Here is a 13899-nt window from a genome sequence, read left to right on the forward strand (position 1 = left end):
GAACGCGAGTGACATCCGGCGCCTTGGGATCCATGGGGGCCAACACAAAGCCAGCGATCACCGGAATCAAGAGCCAGCCCCGTCAACCAGGGCTCTAACGAAAACAACCATCTGCAATCCCTCGCACTGTTTGATCAGGCGAGGGACTTTGCAGCGGTTCTTGGGTAAAAGAAGTCGGCGTTATTCGCGGGGATGGCGAGGAAGTTTCGCCTAAACTTCAGGTAAACCGAGGCTTGGTGGTAGGAATCGGATTACAGGTGGAACAGTCTTACAGCTTCAACTGCCCAATCGCCTTGCTCAACTCACCCGCCAACGTCGCCAGTTCATTGCTGGTGGTCGCCGACGACACGGTCTGCTGTACAGTGTTTTCGGTGACATCGCGAATACTCACCACGGCGCGGTTCATCTCTTCGGCCACATGGCTTTGCTGTTCGGCGGCGACGGCGATCTGAGTATTGCTTTCGCGCATCTGCGCCACGGCACCGGTGATTTGCGCCAGTGCGGCGCCAGCTTCCTGGGCTTGTTGTACGCAGTCGTCGGCCTTGAATGAGCTTTCCTGCATAAAGTCCACCGCATCGCGAGTACCGGCTTGCAATGCCGAGACCATGCGGGTGATTTCGTCGGTAGAGCTTTGCACGCGCTTGGCCAGGTTGCGAACTTCGTCGGCAACCACCGCGAAACCTCGGCCCATTTCCCCGGCGCGGGCGGCTTCGATGGCGGCGTTGAGGGCGAGCAGGTTGGTCTGTTCGGCGATGCTGTGGATCACCCCGACCACGCCGTTGATCTGTTGGCTGTCCTGGGCCAGTTTCTGGATCATTTCGGCGGTCTGTTGTACGCCGTTGGACAGCCCGGCGATTGAACGCTGTACGCGGATGACCACCTCCTGGCCGCTGCCGGCGAGGGTGTCGGCGGTCTGGGACAGGTCGCGGGTAGCGCCGGCGTGCTGGGCGATATGGTGGACGGTGGCGGTCATCTCATTGATGGCGGTGGCGGCCTGGTCGGTTTCGCTCTGCTGGCCGAGCATACCGTGCTGCACCTCGTTCATGCTGCTGGCCAGGCGTGCGGCGCCGTCATCCAGTTGCCGGGCGGTGCGTGCCACGGTGTTGACCACGCGCTGGTAGCCGGCCTGCATGGCGTTGAATGCACTGGCCATCTGGCCGACTTCGTCCTTGCAGGCCAAGGGCACGCGTGCCGACAGGTCGCCGGTTTTCTCGACGTGCAGCATCACGTCCTTGAGGGTGTTGAGTTGGCTGAGCAGGAAGCGGATCAACAGTTGTGAGGCGCCGAGCATGGCCAGCATCAGGATTGCCACGGCGACGGCATAGTTGGCGAAGCGCTCGCTGAACACTTGGCCAAGGCTGGGTGCGTAGGCGAGGACGGCGACGTGTTGACCGTCAACGCGATCGATCACCTCGGCGCCTATCAGTGGGTTTTTGCCCAACAGCGGCATGTGATTGAGTTCGACCCAGCCGCTGGCAGTACTCAAGGCTGGAAGAGGCTGGTCGCCCAATTGTGGGATTTGCCCCTGGGCATAGGCCAGCCATTGCTCGCCGGTGGGCAGGGCTTTGTCGGCTGGCCAGGCGCTGAGCAACCGCCCCTGAGCCTGGGCCGAAGCCTGGGATGCCTGGCTGCGTGCCTGTTGCTCAAGCTGTACCGCGTACAGCACCAGCAGCAGGGTGGTAATGAAGGCGACCGCATTGACGGCCCAGAATTTGTACTTAAGCGAGATATTGCTAAGCCAGGCACCCATGGAAGGTTTTCTCTGATAGCGGAAACAGTATTGGCAAGGTGCCATTATTGTGCCGCTACTCAGAAAAGCGTTTTTGACATGCGTCAATGCACGGCATCAATCCACATCAGGTAAGCCGAAAAAACGGCGGGCGCAGGCGGTGCTGTGCAATGCCAGGTCTTCGAGGGTTTCATGACGGTGCAAGGCCACTTCGCGCAGGACTTCGGGCAAGTACGCCGGTTCATTGCGACCGTTTTTTGGCTTGGGGCGCAGGGTGCGCGGCAGCAGGTACGGCGCGTCGCTTTCCAGCATCAGGCGGCCCCTGGGAATTTCCCTGACCAGCGGATGCAGGTGCGTCCCACGGCGTTCATCGCAGATCCAGCCGGTGATGCCGATATGCAAGTCCAGGTCCAGGTAGCTGAACAGCGCCGCTTGTTCACCGGTGAAGCAGTGCACCACGGCGGCGGGCAGGTGGTCGCGGTAGTCTTTGAGGATCTCCAGCAGGCGCTGGTTGGCGTCGCGCTCGTGGAGAAACACCGGCAGTTTCAGCTCGACGGCCAGGGCCAGGTGGTGTTCGAGGACTTTTTCCTGCTGGGGGCGAGGGGAGAAGTCGCGGTTGAAATCCAGCCCGCACTCGCCCACGGCACGCACCCGACTTTCTCCCAACAGGCTACGCAGGCGCTGTGCACTGTCGCCGTTCCAGTCGCTGGCAGAGTGAGGGTGGATGCCAGCGGTACTGAACAAGCGCTGGCCGCTTTCATCAAGTTTTGCACACAGCTCCAGGGCCTGTTCACTGCCCTCGATGCTGGTGCCGGTGAGCACCAATTGCTGCACGCCAGCGGCGTAGGCGCGTTCGAGGACAGCCTGGTGCCTCTCGTCGAAACTGGGGTTGGTCAGGTTGACGCCGATATCAATGAGTTGCATGGTGCTATCTCCGCCTGCGGCCGGAAAGCATATCAGAGCTGTAGATTTATAAGAAAAACCAAGAACTACAACGCGTTATCGCTGTCTTTGAACGTAGCAAGCGACATTGTGGTTGGCCAGTTGCCTGTCACTGTGTCGCCGTTGCGCGCCTTGCCAGCGCATAGAGCGCTCTGTTTCTGACCTCCAGCACTTTGTTATTCGTGAAGGCGCTGGCCAGTATTCTTTCCGGAGAGCGGATGATCCGACCCTCGGCGATGCTTGTGTTGTGCCTGACGTTACTGCTGCCCATGGCGGCGGTCGCACGTCTGGACGGGCCGTTGGAAGTCACCAAGCCTGGCAAGGTGCGTGACCTGGCGCAAATTCGTTCCAGTCGCACCCTGCGCGTACTGGTCAACCAGAGCCGCAACAGCTCCGGTGAAGTGCAGGGCCAGGCCATCGGCGTCGAATACCATCGGTTGCGTGCCTTCGAACAGTACCTCAACGGTCACGCCCGCGATGGCCAGGAAATCAACCTCAAGATCATCCCCAAGGCCAAGGACCAGTTACTCGGCGCGTTGGCCCGTGGCGAAGGCGACCTGGTGGCGCCCGGCGAGTTGCTGGATGTGAAGGCCATACACAAAATCAGCGCCAGCGAGCCGATTGTCAGCGATGTGCCGTTGTGGCTGGTCGGCGTCAAGGGAGAGCGACGATTTACCAAGTTGGAGCAATTATCTGGTCGCACGTTGACGCTGACCACCGGCAGTGCGGCGGCGGATGCCATCAGTCAGGTCAATCAGAAACTGGCGCTGCACAAACGAGCGCCGGTGAAGGTGGAGTGGGTTGACCCTAGCCTGGCGGTAGAGGATGTACTGGAGATGGTGCAGGCCGGGATTTTTCACCTGACGATCGTTGAAAAACCGATTGCCGAGCGCTGGTCGAAAATCCTGCCCAAGCTGCGCTTTGACAAGCAGGTGGTAATCAGCGAACCGGGTGACGAGTTCTGGTTCGTGCGCCAGGACGCTTCGATGCTGCGCGCCAGCATTGACCGATTTCTCAAGACCTATCGAACCCCTGCCGATCAGGATGTGGCGTTCCAGCGTATCTACCGACGCCTCTATCAGGTGCGCAACCCGCTGGCGCGCGCCGACCGCCAGCGTCTGGAAAAACTGCGCCCGGTCCTGCAAAAACATGCGCGCGAGCAAGGGATGGACTGGCTGAACCTGGCGGCGTTGGCGTTCAAGGAGTCCTCCCTGGACCCAGGCGCACGCAATAGCGGCGGCCCGACCGGCCTGATGCAAATCACGCCTTCGGCGGCGCAACGGGTGGGGGTCAACAACATCGAGAGTCTCGATAGCAATGTGCAAGCTGGCGCACGTTACCTGGCGTTGATCCGGCGTAAATTTTTCTCCAGCCCCAAGCTCAACGAGCGCGAGCGCATGGCTTTTGTGCTGGCGGCCTACAACATGGGCCCGGAGCGGGTCCAGGGGATGCGCACCGAGGCCAGGCGCCGCGGGCTGAACCCCAATCAATGGTTCTTCCAGGTTGAACGCATCGCCATGGAGCAGGTGGGGATGGGCGGCGTCAGCTATGTTAATAGCGTCAACAAGTATTACTTGGCGTTCGACCGGGAGCGAGAGTCCCTGGAGCCGCCTGCAGCAAAAATTGCCTTACGCAAATAATCAAATTTATCGATATTAATTAGGCAATATTTGCGCTTTTGTCATTGTTTAAACTGATTAATATAGCGGCCAACCAACCCCTACCTGGAAAAGGATTTATTTAAATGAGCCCAATGATTACACGCGTCTTGTCCACCCGCGCCGGTTACGGCCTGACTATCCTGCGCATCTTCGTCGGCATCATCTTTGCCGCTCACGGTTCGCAAAAACTGTTCGGCTGGTTTGGCGGCGGCGGCCTGGCGGGTACTGCCCAATTCATGGAAAGCCTCGGCCTGACGCCGGGTACCCTGATGGCAGTGTTGTCGGGCGGTACCGAGTTTTTCGCCGGCCTGGCCCTGATCATTGGTTTGCTCGCTCGCCCGGCAGCATTGGGCCTGACCTTCCTCACGCTGGTTGCGATCTTCTCGGTGCATATCCATAACGGCTTGTTCATGGCCAACAACGGGTATGAATTTGCTTTGGCTTTGCTCGGCGGGGCGCTGGCGGTATTGCTCGAAGGTGCGGGCAAACTGTCGGTTGATCGCGCCATCACTGACTGATCTGTTTGCATGTCCCGGAAAAGGCCCGCATCTGCGGGCCTTTTCGTTGCTCGGGATTCTTGACACTGCCCCACCGGCTTCTCTAGGATGCTGTTCATGCGCCGATTTAAACAGCTAATTGCGGGGCGCCACTGGGACTCAATGCAGCCCGACAGAAGTCCGTATCCTCACCCAGGGCGCTCTTCGAAATACCGCTAAAGCGCTGGTTCGGTGTTGCCTCTCACCTGCCCGCAGACTTTTGAGGCAGAGACACGACACGATGAATGCACCACGCCCTCTCATACGCCTGGCCCCGGTTACCGCGGACCTGACTCAACGCAATCCAAAAATCCTCCTGGGTGGTAAACACCAGCCGACGCTCCTGCGTTATCTGGACGGCTGGCCACGCCGTAGCGGTCGGCCCTCGGCGTTCCTGATCCAGTTTGTCGAGGACGGCGAATCCCTGGCTCGTTTTGCCAGCAATAGTTTCGACCTTGCAGTGATCCAGGCGCCCAATGCCGGCGACGCCCATGAAGTGATTCACCAACTGACGCGTATTGCCCGCCAGGGGTTGATTGCGCGGCGTTGAGCCGTCAGTCATAGACCGCTGGCGCGGCTGATCGGCGTCGACGTTGGTGGAGGGAAAGTCCCCAGGCAATCAGGCATAACAGTAACGGCATCGTGGCGATCATCAGCCCTTTAAGGTATCGCTCGAAACGCTGCAAGGGCGCGTATGCCTGGGCTTTGAGTGCATGCAACTCGATGGGCAATTGCAGGCGTTCCTTGTTGAGTGCCTGCAACTGGGTGTTGGTATCCACGGCCTGTGTGACCAGGCTTGCGTGCCCTGGATTCAGCCTTTGCCATGCTTGCTCTGTGAGCTCTTGTCGTCGCTCCAGTTCAACCGCACTTTTGCGATAAGCCTGTGCGGCTTCTTCGCGCATGTGTTCGAGCCTGTGCAGTGGCTGGGTGATGACGCGCGGTCGGATGCGCCTGAGTATCTCCGGAACTGCCAGGTTATCCAGGGTATTCAATACAAATTGCGCATTACCGTTGGGCTGAGCGTTGCTGACAGCGTCCGCGAGCACGTCAGTGTCGGCCACGACCACCACCTGGATCTGCTCGGCGTGTTGCATCCCCGGTGGCTGGCCCTTGAGGCCGTCGGGAAATACCGAATAAGCGGGGCCCTCGACACGGGCGGCAATCACGTGGCGCTCTCCTGTCGTGGCGGTTTCATCGATGAGTGAGTCGAACGTGGTCGCAGAAGCAAAGCGCCCTGCATCCAGCAGTGCGGACTGCCGGGAGCTCTGTAGCAAGGGGGTCAGCAGCGTACGATTTTTGTTGGACAGGGAGAGGGCGCCGCTGCTGGACACGGTCACGGCATCCAGGTTCCAGGTGCTCAGGTCTGTCGGGTTCATTGCCTGCCGTGGAAGTTCCAGCCTGGCTGGGTGCAGTACCTTTGGCATTCCGGGGCCGGGCGTAGCCGATGAGGCGTAAATATTATCGACCAACAGCTTGTCCGCAGGCATTTGTATACCCCATGCAGTGAGCAGCGAATCCAGCCTGGCGTTGGTCGTTATGGCTTGCGCAGCTATCTCGCTCACCGGGTCGATAAAGGCCATCAGCGTTGCGCCTCTCATTACCGCTTGCTCAATGGCATACAGAGCCTGCTCGGGCAGGGCACCGGGCTGTACGACCATCAATGTACTTATCGATGACGGCACTTGAGCGATGGTCGATGCCAGTTCCACCACGTTGAATTGTTCGCGCATCTGTTCCAGTAGTTCGCCGGCAGGTTCATGTAGCGCCAGTCCCGACAGCAGGCCGATAGTGGGACGTTCAGGGTGCATGAGTTTGTGGAGCAGGTGGCTGATTTCATATTCAAGCAATGACTCATGCTCGGGATTGAACAGGTCAATGCGTTGCGCGCTATGGCCGGCACGGGTGCCAATAAGGCCTAGGAATCCTTGCGTGTCATCCAGGCCAAACAAACCGGCTTTGTAAGCGTCTTCTGAAAAAGGCGTTGGGTTGATGACATGTAGATTGATCATGCCGTTGGCCGCTTTTTCGACTTCCTTGAGCATGTCTTCAACGCGACGGCCGTAACGACTCACTGCCTGGCTCCGTTGAGGGGCATTGATAGCATTGAAGTAATACAGGTCCAGTGGGGTTTCAAGTGTTGTCAGCAGTTGGCGCGTTGATGACGATAAGGTATGGATTTGTGTGTGTGAAAAGTCCCAGCGGATATTGGGTAGTTTCGGTACCCAGACCAGATTGAAGGCCAGAAACAGTAGCGATATGACAAGTAAGGTCATACCCGCACGAAGAGCGGATCCCATCAGTGGCTTTCCTTCTCAGCTGTTCTTGTAGTTGAGTGTGATGGTCGTCGCAAAGAGAAAAGCCAGGATCATACTTATAAAGTAAAAGCCGTCATGCAGTGTCAGTTTGCCGTTATCCATCGTGCTAAAGCGAGCAATAGGGTCAAGGGACATCAGGCTGTCGATAATCCAAATGGGTGTCTGGCTATCAAGTGCATCCAGCATTGAGGAAAGCGCGCTGGCAATCAGCAATAAGCCCAGTGTGAGCAGGAAAATAATGATGCGTTGCTTGGCAAGTACACAGATGAAGCAGCCCACCGAGAGATAACTTCCGGCCAACAACCAACTGGCCAGGAATTGTGACGCGATAACGGCATTATCCGGTGTGCCCAAATAGTTGACCGCGATCACCAAAGGGAAATTAAACATTAAGGCAATGGCGCAGACGGTCCAGGCTGCCATGAATTTTCCGACCACCTGTTCAGTGGCGGTGACAGGCAAGGATTTCAGCGTGTCGCAAAAGCTGCTGTTGTATTCATCCGACCACAACTGCGTCGATAAAATGGGGACCAACAATAGATAAAGCCAGGGGTGCAGTTCGAAGAAAGCCTGCAAATCGCTGCTGTTTCGCTCCATCCATTGCTGGGTGTCCAATCCCAATGTCGCACACAGCACGAGGAAAACCGCCACACTCAGGTAAGTGCTTGGTGAGCAGGCATAACTGGCGAGTTGACGCTTGAAAATAACAGGTAGCAGTCTCAAGCAGGTATCTCCTGGCTCAGATGGTGAACGACATCGCCCAGGCGACCCGGCTCCAGGCTCAAAGACGTTATGTTCCAGCCGCGATGTGCGATAAGCGCGTTAATCGAGGGGAAGATGGAGTGCCCGGGCATGGCCAGGACAGTCACCTTGCCCTGTGCATGTCGGTCCTCCTCGATGCCCGCGACACCGGGTAATACGGCAAGTGCGAGTAAATCCAAGGGGCTGTCTGATGCCAGGGTCACCGCCTGGAAATGCCGGGAACTGCGCTGCAGATCCGCCAGCGAAGCATCGGCGGCCAGGCGGCCACCGGCGATGACCAGGGCACGGGTGCACATGTCCGTCAGTTCGTGGTAGTGGCGGGAGGCGATAATGACCGTCATGTCCTCGGTCAGGGACTTGATGAGTGCGCTGAACTTGAGCCGTTGATCAGGGCATAGCCCTTGCGTGGGTTCATCGAGCAGGAGCAGGCTTGGGGAGTGGACTAAAGCCTGGGCCAATGCAACCCTGCGCTTCAAATCAGGGGGCAGTATGTCGGCGGGGCAGTCGAGCACGGGCATCAGGTCCAGCCGTGCGGCTACCTGCTCTACCTGGCTGCGCTTTTCCAGGCCCCTCAAACCACGAATGGCCGCAATAAAATTAAGCATGTTTTTGACGGACATTCTATGGTGGGTGAGTCCGCCTTGAAGTTGATAGCCAATGGCTTTTTTGGCTTGAAGTGAATGAGTTTGGGTATTGAACCCCAGAATATTGATTTGCCCAGAAGTCGGTTTGATCGTACCGGCGATCAAGTTCAATAAGGTCGTTTTCCCTGCGCCACTTTCTCCCAGCAGGCCCACGCATTCCTGATGCTGCGCACTGAAGGAGATGTTGGTAATTGCGCTTGTTCTGCCCAGCTGTTTTGTTAAGTTGCTTATCTCGATCATGTCGTTACCGAATAAGTGTTCGGGGCGTGTGCGAAGCGGCGCTGTATAGGGAAGGGCCTTAAAAAGAGTACGTTCATTAGTTGTGGTTGGGAACGCACGGCGCGACTTATAAGAAGAATCCTACGTTCGGCTCGATAATTCGCTGAAACAATTGTTTTGTTTGGAGGGCTTATTAATGTTCGGATGTTTATCTGATGTTTATATAAGGTTTTCTCTTTTGTAACGAGGCCTGATCGCCATGATGCTTCTACGTACTCTTGTTCTTGAGCGCAGCGATGCGCAGGCACCTGTAAACGGTGCGTTGCTCTGTGGGTTTGCTGTCGCCCAAACGGCGTCGAACTTTCTTGTGTATAGCCTCGATGAAGAAGCCGAACCTGGTCATTCCAGGGTCTACATCGCGGTTCTGCGTAAAAAGCTTGAACGCTACTTCCTGGGCGGCGTTGATTCGAAGGAGGATTTGCAGGTGGCGATGCAGGTCTTCAAGCAGGTTCTGACGCAGGCGGCTGCACCTGGCTCCAAGGCGATTCCGGCTGCCGAGCCCCAGGTTCCGTTCCATTTCATTGACCTGAAGGGGTGCAGGTTGCCGCCTGCCCGACCCGAGGATCACCACTCGGTGATCATCAAGAAAGCATTGGTGATGAAGGTGATTACCTTGGGCATGTCAGCCCCTGCGTTGCCTGCCATCGAAAGTAGTACGGTGATCGTGCCGTCGATCCGCTTCTCATCGCAAATGGTTGCACCGCCACGCAACCCAACCCCACCCAGGATTGCGCCACAGCCTGTGGTTGAAGATATCGTGGAAGAACCGGTGCCATCGTTTGTGCAGATGCCGCAGGCGCCCGCTGAGGCAGTTAAGGTGCCTTTTCAGGTTGAACAGCCTGAAGTCCCACCGTTTGAGGAGCCTGCGCCGCTGGAGCAAGAGTCTTTGCTTGAGATGGATAGCACCCTGAGCAATCTCGCCAAGGTCGCTCAGGAGCTGACGCAAAAAAAACGCGCTGTCCTCGAAAAGGAAGAGCAACTTGAGCAGTGGCAGATGCGGCTGCAAGAGCAGCAAAGCCTATTGGACGAAAAACACCGAGAGCTGGAGCAGCGTCATACTCAATTGCAGGATCAGCAATCAGAGGTCAACCAAAAGGCGGAAAAGCTGGCGATGATGATGTCGCAGCTGTCAGGAGTGCGCCAGCATCTGCACGGGACGCTCTTTGGCCTGGATCAGGTCCTGGATGGCCAGGGATAAGCCGATGGGCTCGCCGCCCAGGTTCATTTATCATCACCCCCAGCCAGCCAACGCCTGGGCATGATGCCTGGCGTATTTGGCACCATTGGACACTGCCTGGGGATGCAAGCGTTTGAGTACCAAGCTGATTACCAAAGAAGGCCATGAAGCGCTTAAAAAAGAGTTGGATTACCTGTGGCGGGAAAAGCGTCCGGACACCACGCGCAAAGTGACTTGGGCGGCCTCCCTGGGCGATCGCAGTGAAAACGCGGACTACCAGTACAACAAGAAACTGTTGCGGGAGATTGACCGGCGGGTGCGCTACCTGCGTAAACGCCTGGAAGATATGCGCGTGGTGGAATACATGCCCGAGCAGGAGGGCAAGGTGTTTTTCGGCGCATGGGTCGAAATCGAAAACGAACAGGGTGACACCAAGCGTTTTCGTATCGTGGGTTATGACGAGATTTATGACCGAATGGATTACATCTCCATCGACTCGCCCATGGCACGGGCTCTGCTGCGCAAGGAGGTGGACGATGAGGCAATCGTGCACACCCCAGGCGGCGAGGTGTGCTGGTGGATCACCAGGATTGAATATGTGAAGCAGGCATAATGGCCCGTGCTCTGAACCGAGCACGGGCCAGCCAGGTCTCAGCCTTCGCGCAATACGGTCAGCGGGCTGGCATTCAGTGCGCGACGCGTGCCGAATACCCCGGCAGCGCCGATCAGCACGGCCCCGATCACGGGTAGCAGTAGCAGCCACGGGTGGGGGTGCCACGCCAGGTCAAAGGCGTAGCGGTACAGCACCCACGTCACCAGTTCGGTGCCCAATGCCGCCAGCAGGCCACTGACGGCACCCAGCAGGCCGAACTCGATGCGTCGCGCCTTGATCAGCAATTTGCGCTCGGCACCCAGGGCTCGCAGCAAGGCTCCCTGGCGGATGCGTTCGTCCAGAGTGGCCTGCAAGCCGGAGAACAACACCGCCATGCCCGCCGCCAACACAAACAACAGCACGTACTCCACCGCCAGTGTCACTTGGGCAAGGATGCTGCGCAACTGCTCCAGCAACGCTTCGACCTGCAGGATAGTGACAGCCGGGAAGGCCCGTGCAAGATCGACGATCTGTTGGTCGTGACCGGGTGCCAGGTAGAAACTGGTCAGGTAGGTCGCGGGTAAGTCTTTCAAGGTGCCGGGCTGGAAGATCATGAAGAAGTTAGGCTGGAAATTATCCCAGTTGATGGTCCGCAGGCTGGTGACCCGTGCCTCGCGGTTTTCCCCGCCGATGGTGAACAGCAAATGGTCGTTGAGCTTGAGTTTCAGGCTCTCGGCCACCTTGGCTTCCACCGACACGCCAGGAATCTCATCGCTTGGTTGCGCCGACCACCAGGCGCCTGCCGTCAGGGCGTTACCCGGAGGTAAATCGGCAGCCCAGGTCAGGCTCAGATCGCGTTGAATCGCACGGTCGCCACTGGAGTCCTTGCTGACAATCTCTTGCACGGGTTCGCCGTTGATGCTGATCAATCGCCCCGGCACTACCGGATACAACGGTGCCGCTTGCGCCTGTACTTCCAGCAGGCGGGCGCCAAAGGTGTCCTTGTCGGCCGGCAGGATATTCAATGCGAAGTAGTTGGGCGCGTCTTTGGGCAGTTGATTTTGCCAGGTGTCGAGCAATTCGCCCCGCAACAGTGCGATCAATCCCATGGACAGCAGAATCAGGCCAAAGGCCAGGGATTGGCCTGCCGCCGCCAGCGGGTGGCGCAGCAATTGGCCCAGGCCCAGGCGCCAGGGCAAGGAGGCGCGAGCCAATAGGCGTCGCAGGCTTTGCAACATCAGCAGCAACAAGCCGCCAAGGATCAATGCCGCGACCACGCCGCCGCCCAGCAGAGCGAAGGTCAATACCAGGTCCAGGCTCAGGCGCCACATGATCAGGCCCAAGGCAAACAGCGCCGCGCCGTAGACCATCCAGGTGCTTGAGGGGATGGGCAGCAAATCGCGGCGCAATACCCGCAGCGGCGGTACGCGCCCCAGTGCCGCCAGTGGTGGGAGGGCGAAGCCTGCGAGGGCGACCAGCCCGGTGCCGATCCCCGCGACGGCCGGCAGCAATCCGCCCGGCGGCACATCGGCGGGCAGCAGGTCGTGGAGGAAATAGAACAAACCAAATTGCGCCAGCCAGCCGAGCAGGGCGCCGACCAGGCTTGCCAGCAAGCCCAGTACGCTCAGTTGCAGGCTGAACAGCAACATGGCTTCACGTCGTGACAATCCCAGGCAGCGCAACAACGCGCTGGCATCGAAACGACGACTGGCGAATCGGTTGGCCGACAGTGCCACGGCTACGCCGGCCAGCAGCACGGCCACCAGGCTGGCCATGTTCAGGTAGCGCTCGGCCTTGCCCAGGGCGCCGCCGATCTGCTGGTTGCCATCGCGCGAGTCCTGCAGTCGCTGGTTGGCGGCAAGGCCAGGCTTGATCAAGTCGCGATAGGTTTGCAGCGCCGTGCTGCCTTGCGGGGCGCGCCACAGTTCGCGGTAACTCACACGGCTACCTGGCTGGACTACTCCGGTGGCGTCCAAGTCGGTCAGGTTGATCATCACCCTGGGCGTGAGGCTGTAGAAGTTGCCGGCCCGGTCGGGCTCATACGTCAGGATACGCGCCAGGCGCAGGGTCTTCATGCCGACATCGATGCTGTCGCCGACTTTCAGGTCCAGCGCGGTCAGCAGCCTTGCTTCCACCCAGGCTTCACCGGGTTTGGGGCCGCCGCCCTGCGTTTGCGTACCGAAGGGCTCGGCGCTGCTTTTCAACTCGCCGCGCAAGGGGTACTGCTCGTTGACGGCCTTGATACTGGAAAGCTGAATGCCATTGTCCGTGGCGATAACGCTGGAGAACTCCACGATGCGGGCGTGATCCAGGCCCAGTTCGGCCCCGGACCTGATTTGCTCGGGGCGGGCAGGTGAGCTGCCTTCGAGCACCAGGTCGGCGCCGAGGAACTCGGTGGCACGCAACAGCATGGCGCCGTTGAGGCGCGCGCCGAAGTAGCCGATGGCGGTGCTGGCCGCCACGGCCACCAGCAGGGCAAAGAACAGCACGCGCAGTTCACCTGCGCGGGCGTCGCGCAGTAACTGGCGCATGGCAAGGCTGAACAGGCGCAACAGCGGCAAACGTGCCATCAAGGCTCCAGGGGCGCGACCATCAGGCCGGCTTCAAGGCGGATCAGGCGTCGGCAACGGTGGGCCAGGCGCTCGTCATGGGTGACCAGTACCAGGGTCGTGCCGCTCTCTTTATTGAGCTCGAACAGCAGGTCGCTGATGCGCTCGCCGGTATGGCTGTCGAGGTTGCCGGTGGGTTCGTCGGCAAACAGCACGTCCGGTTCGGCGGCAAACGCGCGGGCAATGGCGACCCGTTGCTGCTCGCCACCGGACAGTTGGCGCGGCGAGTGGGTCAGGCGCTGGCCCAGACCCACACGTTCCAACAGATGCCGGGCACGCTCGCGGGCGTCCTTGCGGCCGTCCAGCTCCAGCGGCAGCATCACGTTTTCCAGTGCGTTGAGGCTGTCGAGCAGTTGGAAGGATTGAAAGACGAAACCCACATGTTCGGCACGGATGCGTGCACGCTGGTCTTCGTCAAGCGTGCTCAAGGCTTGCCCCGCCAGAGTGACTTCGCCGCTGCTGGGCAGGTCGAGGCCGGCCAGCAGGCCCAGCAGGGTGGATTTACCGGAACCGGAGCTGCCGACGATAGCCAGGCTATCGCCCTTGTTCAGTTCCAGGCTCAGTTCGTGCAGGATAGTCAGTTCACCTTCCGCGCTGGGAACCACTTTGCTAAGGTTTCGCGCGGTGAGAATGCTTGCGCCCATGGAGAATCC

Annotated in this window: 12 protein-coding genes; 5 read left to right on the plus strand and 7 right to left on the minus strand. The window is 59.0% G+C overall.

Annotation, left to right across the window (positions count from 1 at the left end; genetic code table 11):
• Positions 1–268 precede the first annotated feature (268 nt).
• Entirely contained in the window at positions 269–1750 is a 1482-nt protein-coding gene (locus tag E3O56_RS23600) for a methyl-accepting chemotaxis protein (protein ID WP_032877149.1), read from the minus strand.
• 96 nt (positions 1751–1846) lie between these two features.
• Positions 1847–2653, minus strand: a complete 807-nt coding sequence (locus tag E3O56_RS23605) for a TatD family hydrolase (protein ID WP_032877148.1) — start codon at positions 2651–2653, stop codon at positions 1847–1849.
• A gap of 236 nt (positions 2654–2889) precedes the next feature.
• Between E3O56_RS23605 and E3O56_RS23610 the strand changes: the two genes are divergently transcribed.
• The 3 genes from E3O56_RS23610 (at position 2890) to E3O56_RS23620 (ending at position 5418) form a co-directional block, all read left to right on the plus strand.
• Positions 2890–4311 (plus strand): transglycosylase SLT domain-containing protein, encoded by a 1422-nt coding sequence (locus E3O56_RS23610; protein WP_148852301.1) that lies wholly within the window; start codon positions 2890–2892, stop codon positions 4309–4311.
• A 104-nt stretch (positions 4312–4415) separates the two neighbouring features.
• Positions 4416–4850, plus strand: a complete 435-nt coding sequence (locus E3O56_RS23615) for a DoxX family protein (protein WP_032877146.1) — start codon at positions 4416–4418, stop codon at positions 4848–4850.
• Positions 4851–5109: 259 nt separating this feature from the next.
• A complete protein-coding gene (locus tag E3O56_RS23620; RefSeq protein WP_248129089.1) occupies positions 5110–5418 on the plus strand; it encodes a class I SAM-dependent methyltransferase in 309 nt (102 codons plus the stop codon).
• A gap of 4 nt (positions 5419–5422) precedes the next feature.
• Here E3O56_RS23620 and E3O56_RS23625 read toward each other — a convergent pair whose 3' ends face one another.
• From E3O56_RS23625 to E3O56_RS23635, 3 genes are read right to left on the minus strand one after another with little or no spacing between them, the layout of a single operon-like run.
• Positions 5423–7165, minus strand: a complete 1743-nt coding sequence (locus E3O56_RS23625) for a Gldg family protein (RefSeq protein WP_248129090.1) — start codon at positions 7163–7165, stop codon at positions 5423–5425.
• 15 nt (positions 7166–7180) lie between these two features.
• Entirely contained in the window at positions 7181–7906 is a 726-nt protein-coding gene (locus E3O56_RS23630; protein WP_103735052.1) for an ABC transporter permease, read from the minus strand.
• Positions 7903–8829 (minus strand): ABC transporter ATP-binding protein, encoded by a 927-nt coding sequence (locus E3O56_RS23635; RefSeq protein WP_032877142.1) that lies wholly within the window; start codon positions 8827–8829, stop codon positions 7903–7905. Before E3O56_RS23635 ends, E3O56_RS23630 begins: the two co-directional genes overlap by 4 nt.
• A 238-nt stretch (positions 8830–9067) precedes the next feature.
• On the opposite strand from E3O56_RS23635, the gene E3O56_RS23640 reads away from it, so the two are divergent.
• Positions 9068–10066, plus strand: a complete 999-nt coding sequence (locus E3O56_RS23640) for a hypothetical protein (RefSeq protein WP_032877141.1) — start codon at positions 9068–9070, stop codon at positions 10064–10066.
• Positions 10067–10178: 112 nt separating this feature from the next.
• On the plus strand, positions 10179–10658 hold the full coding sequence (gene greB / locus E3O56_RS23645; RefSeq protein WP_103735053.1) for a transcription elongation factor GreB: 480 nt from the start codon (positions 10179–10181) through the stop codon (positions 10656–10658).
• A 38-nt stretch (positions 10659–10696) separates the two neighbouring features.
• Here the strand turns inward: greB and E3O56_RS23650 are convergent, their stop codons facing one another.
• Positions 10697–13207: an ABC transporter permease gene (locus E3O56_RS23650; protein ID WP_032877140.1), complete on the minus strand. Its 2511-nt coding sequence runs from the start codon at positions 13205–13207 to the stop codon at positions 10697–10699.
• The gene (locus tag E3O56_RS23655) at positions 13207–13890 is read right to left on the minus strand and encodes an ABC transporter ATP-binding protein (protein WP_005786391.1); all 684 of its coding nucleotides are present in this window, start codon (positions 13888–13890) and stop codon (positions 13207–13209) included. The genes E3O56_RS23650 and E3O56_RS23655 overlap by 1 nt, the downstream gene beginning before the upstream one ends.
• Positions 13891–13899: the final 9 nt, after the last annotated feature.

The organism is Pseudomonas sp. W2Aug9 (assembly GCF_023127755.1).
In the GTDB taxonomy this organism is placed as follows: domain Bacteria; phylum Pseudomonadota; class Gammaproteobacteria; order Pseudomonadales; family Pseudomonadaceae; genus Aquipseudomonas; species Aquipseudomonas synxantha_A.

What these genes read in the sequence shown, in the direction of transcription:
- E3O56_RS23600 (WP_032877149.1), bottom strand. Translation starts at nt 1,750, where the DNA reads ATGGGTGCCTGGCTTAGCAATATCTCGCTTAAGTACAAATTCTGGGCC.
- E3O56_RS23605 (WP_032877148.1), bottom strand. Translation starts at nt 2,653, where the DNA reads ATGCAACTCATTGATATCGGCGTCAACCTGACCAACCCCAGTTTCGAC.
- E3O56_RS23610 (WP_148852301.1), top strand. Translation starts at nt 2,890, where the DNA reads ATGATCCGACCCTCGGCGATGCTTGTGTTGTGCCTGACGTTACTGCTG.
- E3O56_RS23615 (WP_032877146.1), top strand. Translation starts at nt 4,416, where the DNA reads ATGAGCCCAATGATTACACGCGTCTTGTCCACCCGCGCCGGTTACGGC.
- E3O56_RS23620 (WP_248129089.1), top strand. Translation starts at nt 5,110, where the DNA reads ATGAATGCACCACGCCCTCTCATACGCCTGGCCCCGGTTACCGCGGAC.
- E3O56_RS23625 (WP_248129090.1), bottom strand. Translation starts at nt 7,165, where the DNA reads ATGGGATCCGCTCTTCGTGCGGGTATGACCTTACTTGTCATATCGCTA.
- E3O56_RS23635 (WP_032877142.1), bottom strand. Translation starts at nt 8,829, where the DNA reads ATGATCGAGATAAGCAACTTAACAAAACAGCTGGGCAGAACAAGCGCA.
- E3O56_RS23640 (WP_032877141.1), top strand. Translation starts at nt 9,068, where the DNA reads ATGATGCTTCTACGTACTCTTGTTCTTGAGCGCAGCGATGCGCAGGCA.
- E3O56_RS23650 (WP_032877140.1), bottom strand. Translation starts at nt 13,207, where the DNA reads ATGGCACGTTTGCCGCTGTTGCGCCTGTTCAGCCTTGCCATGCGCCAG.
- E3O56_RS23655 (WP_005786391.1), bottom strand. Translation starts at nt 13,890, where the DNA reads ATGGGCGCAAGCATTCTCACCGCGCGAAACCTTAGCAAAGTGGTTCCC.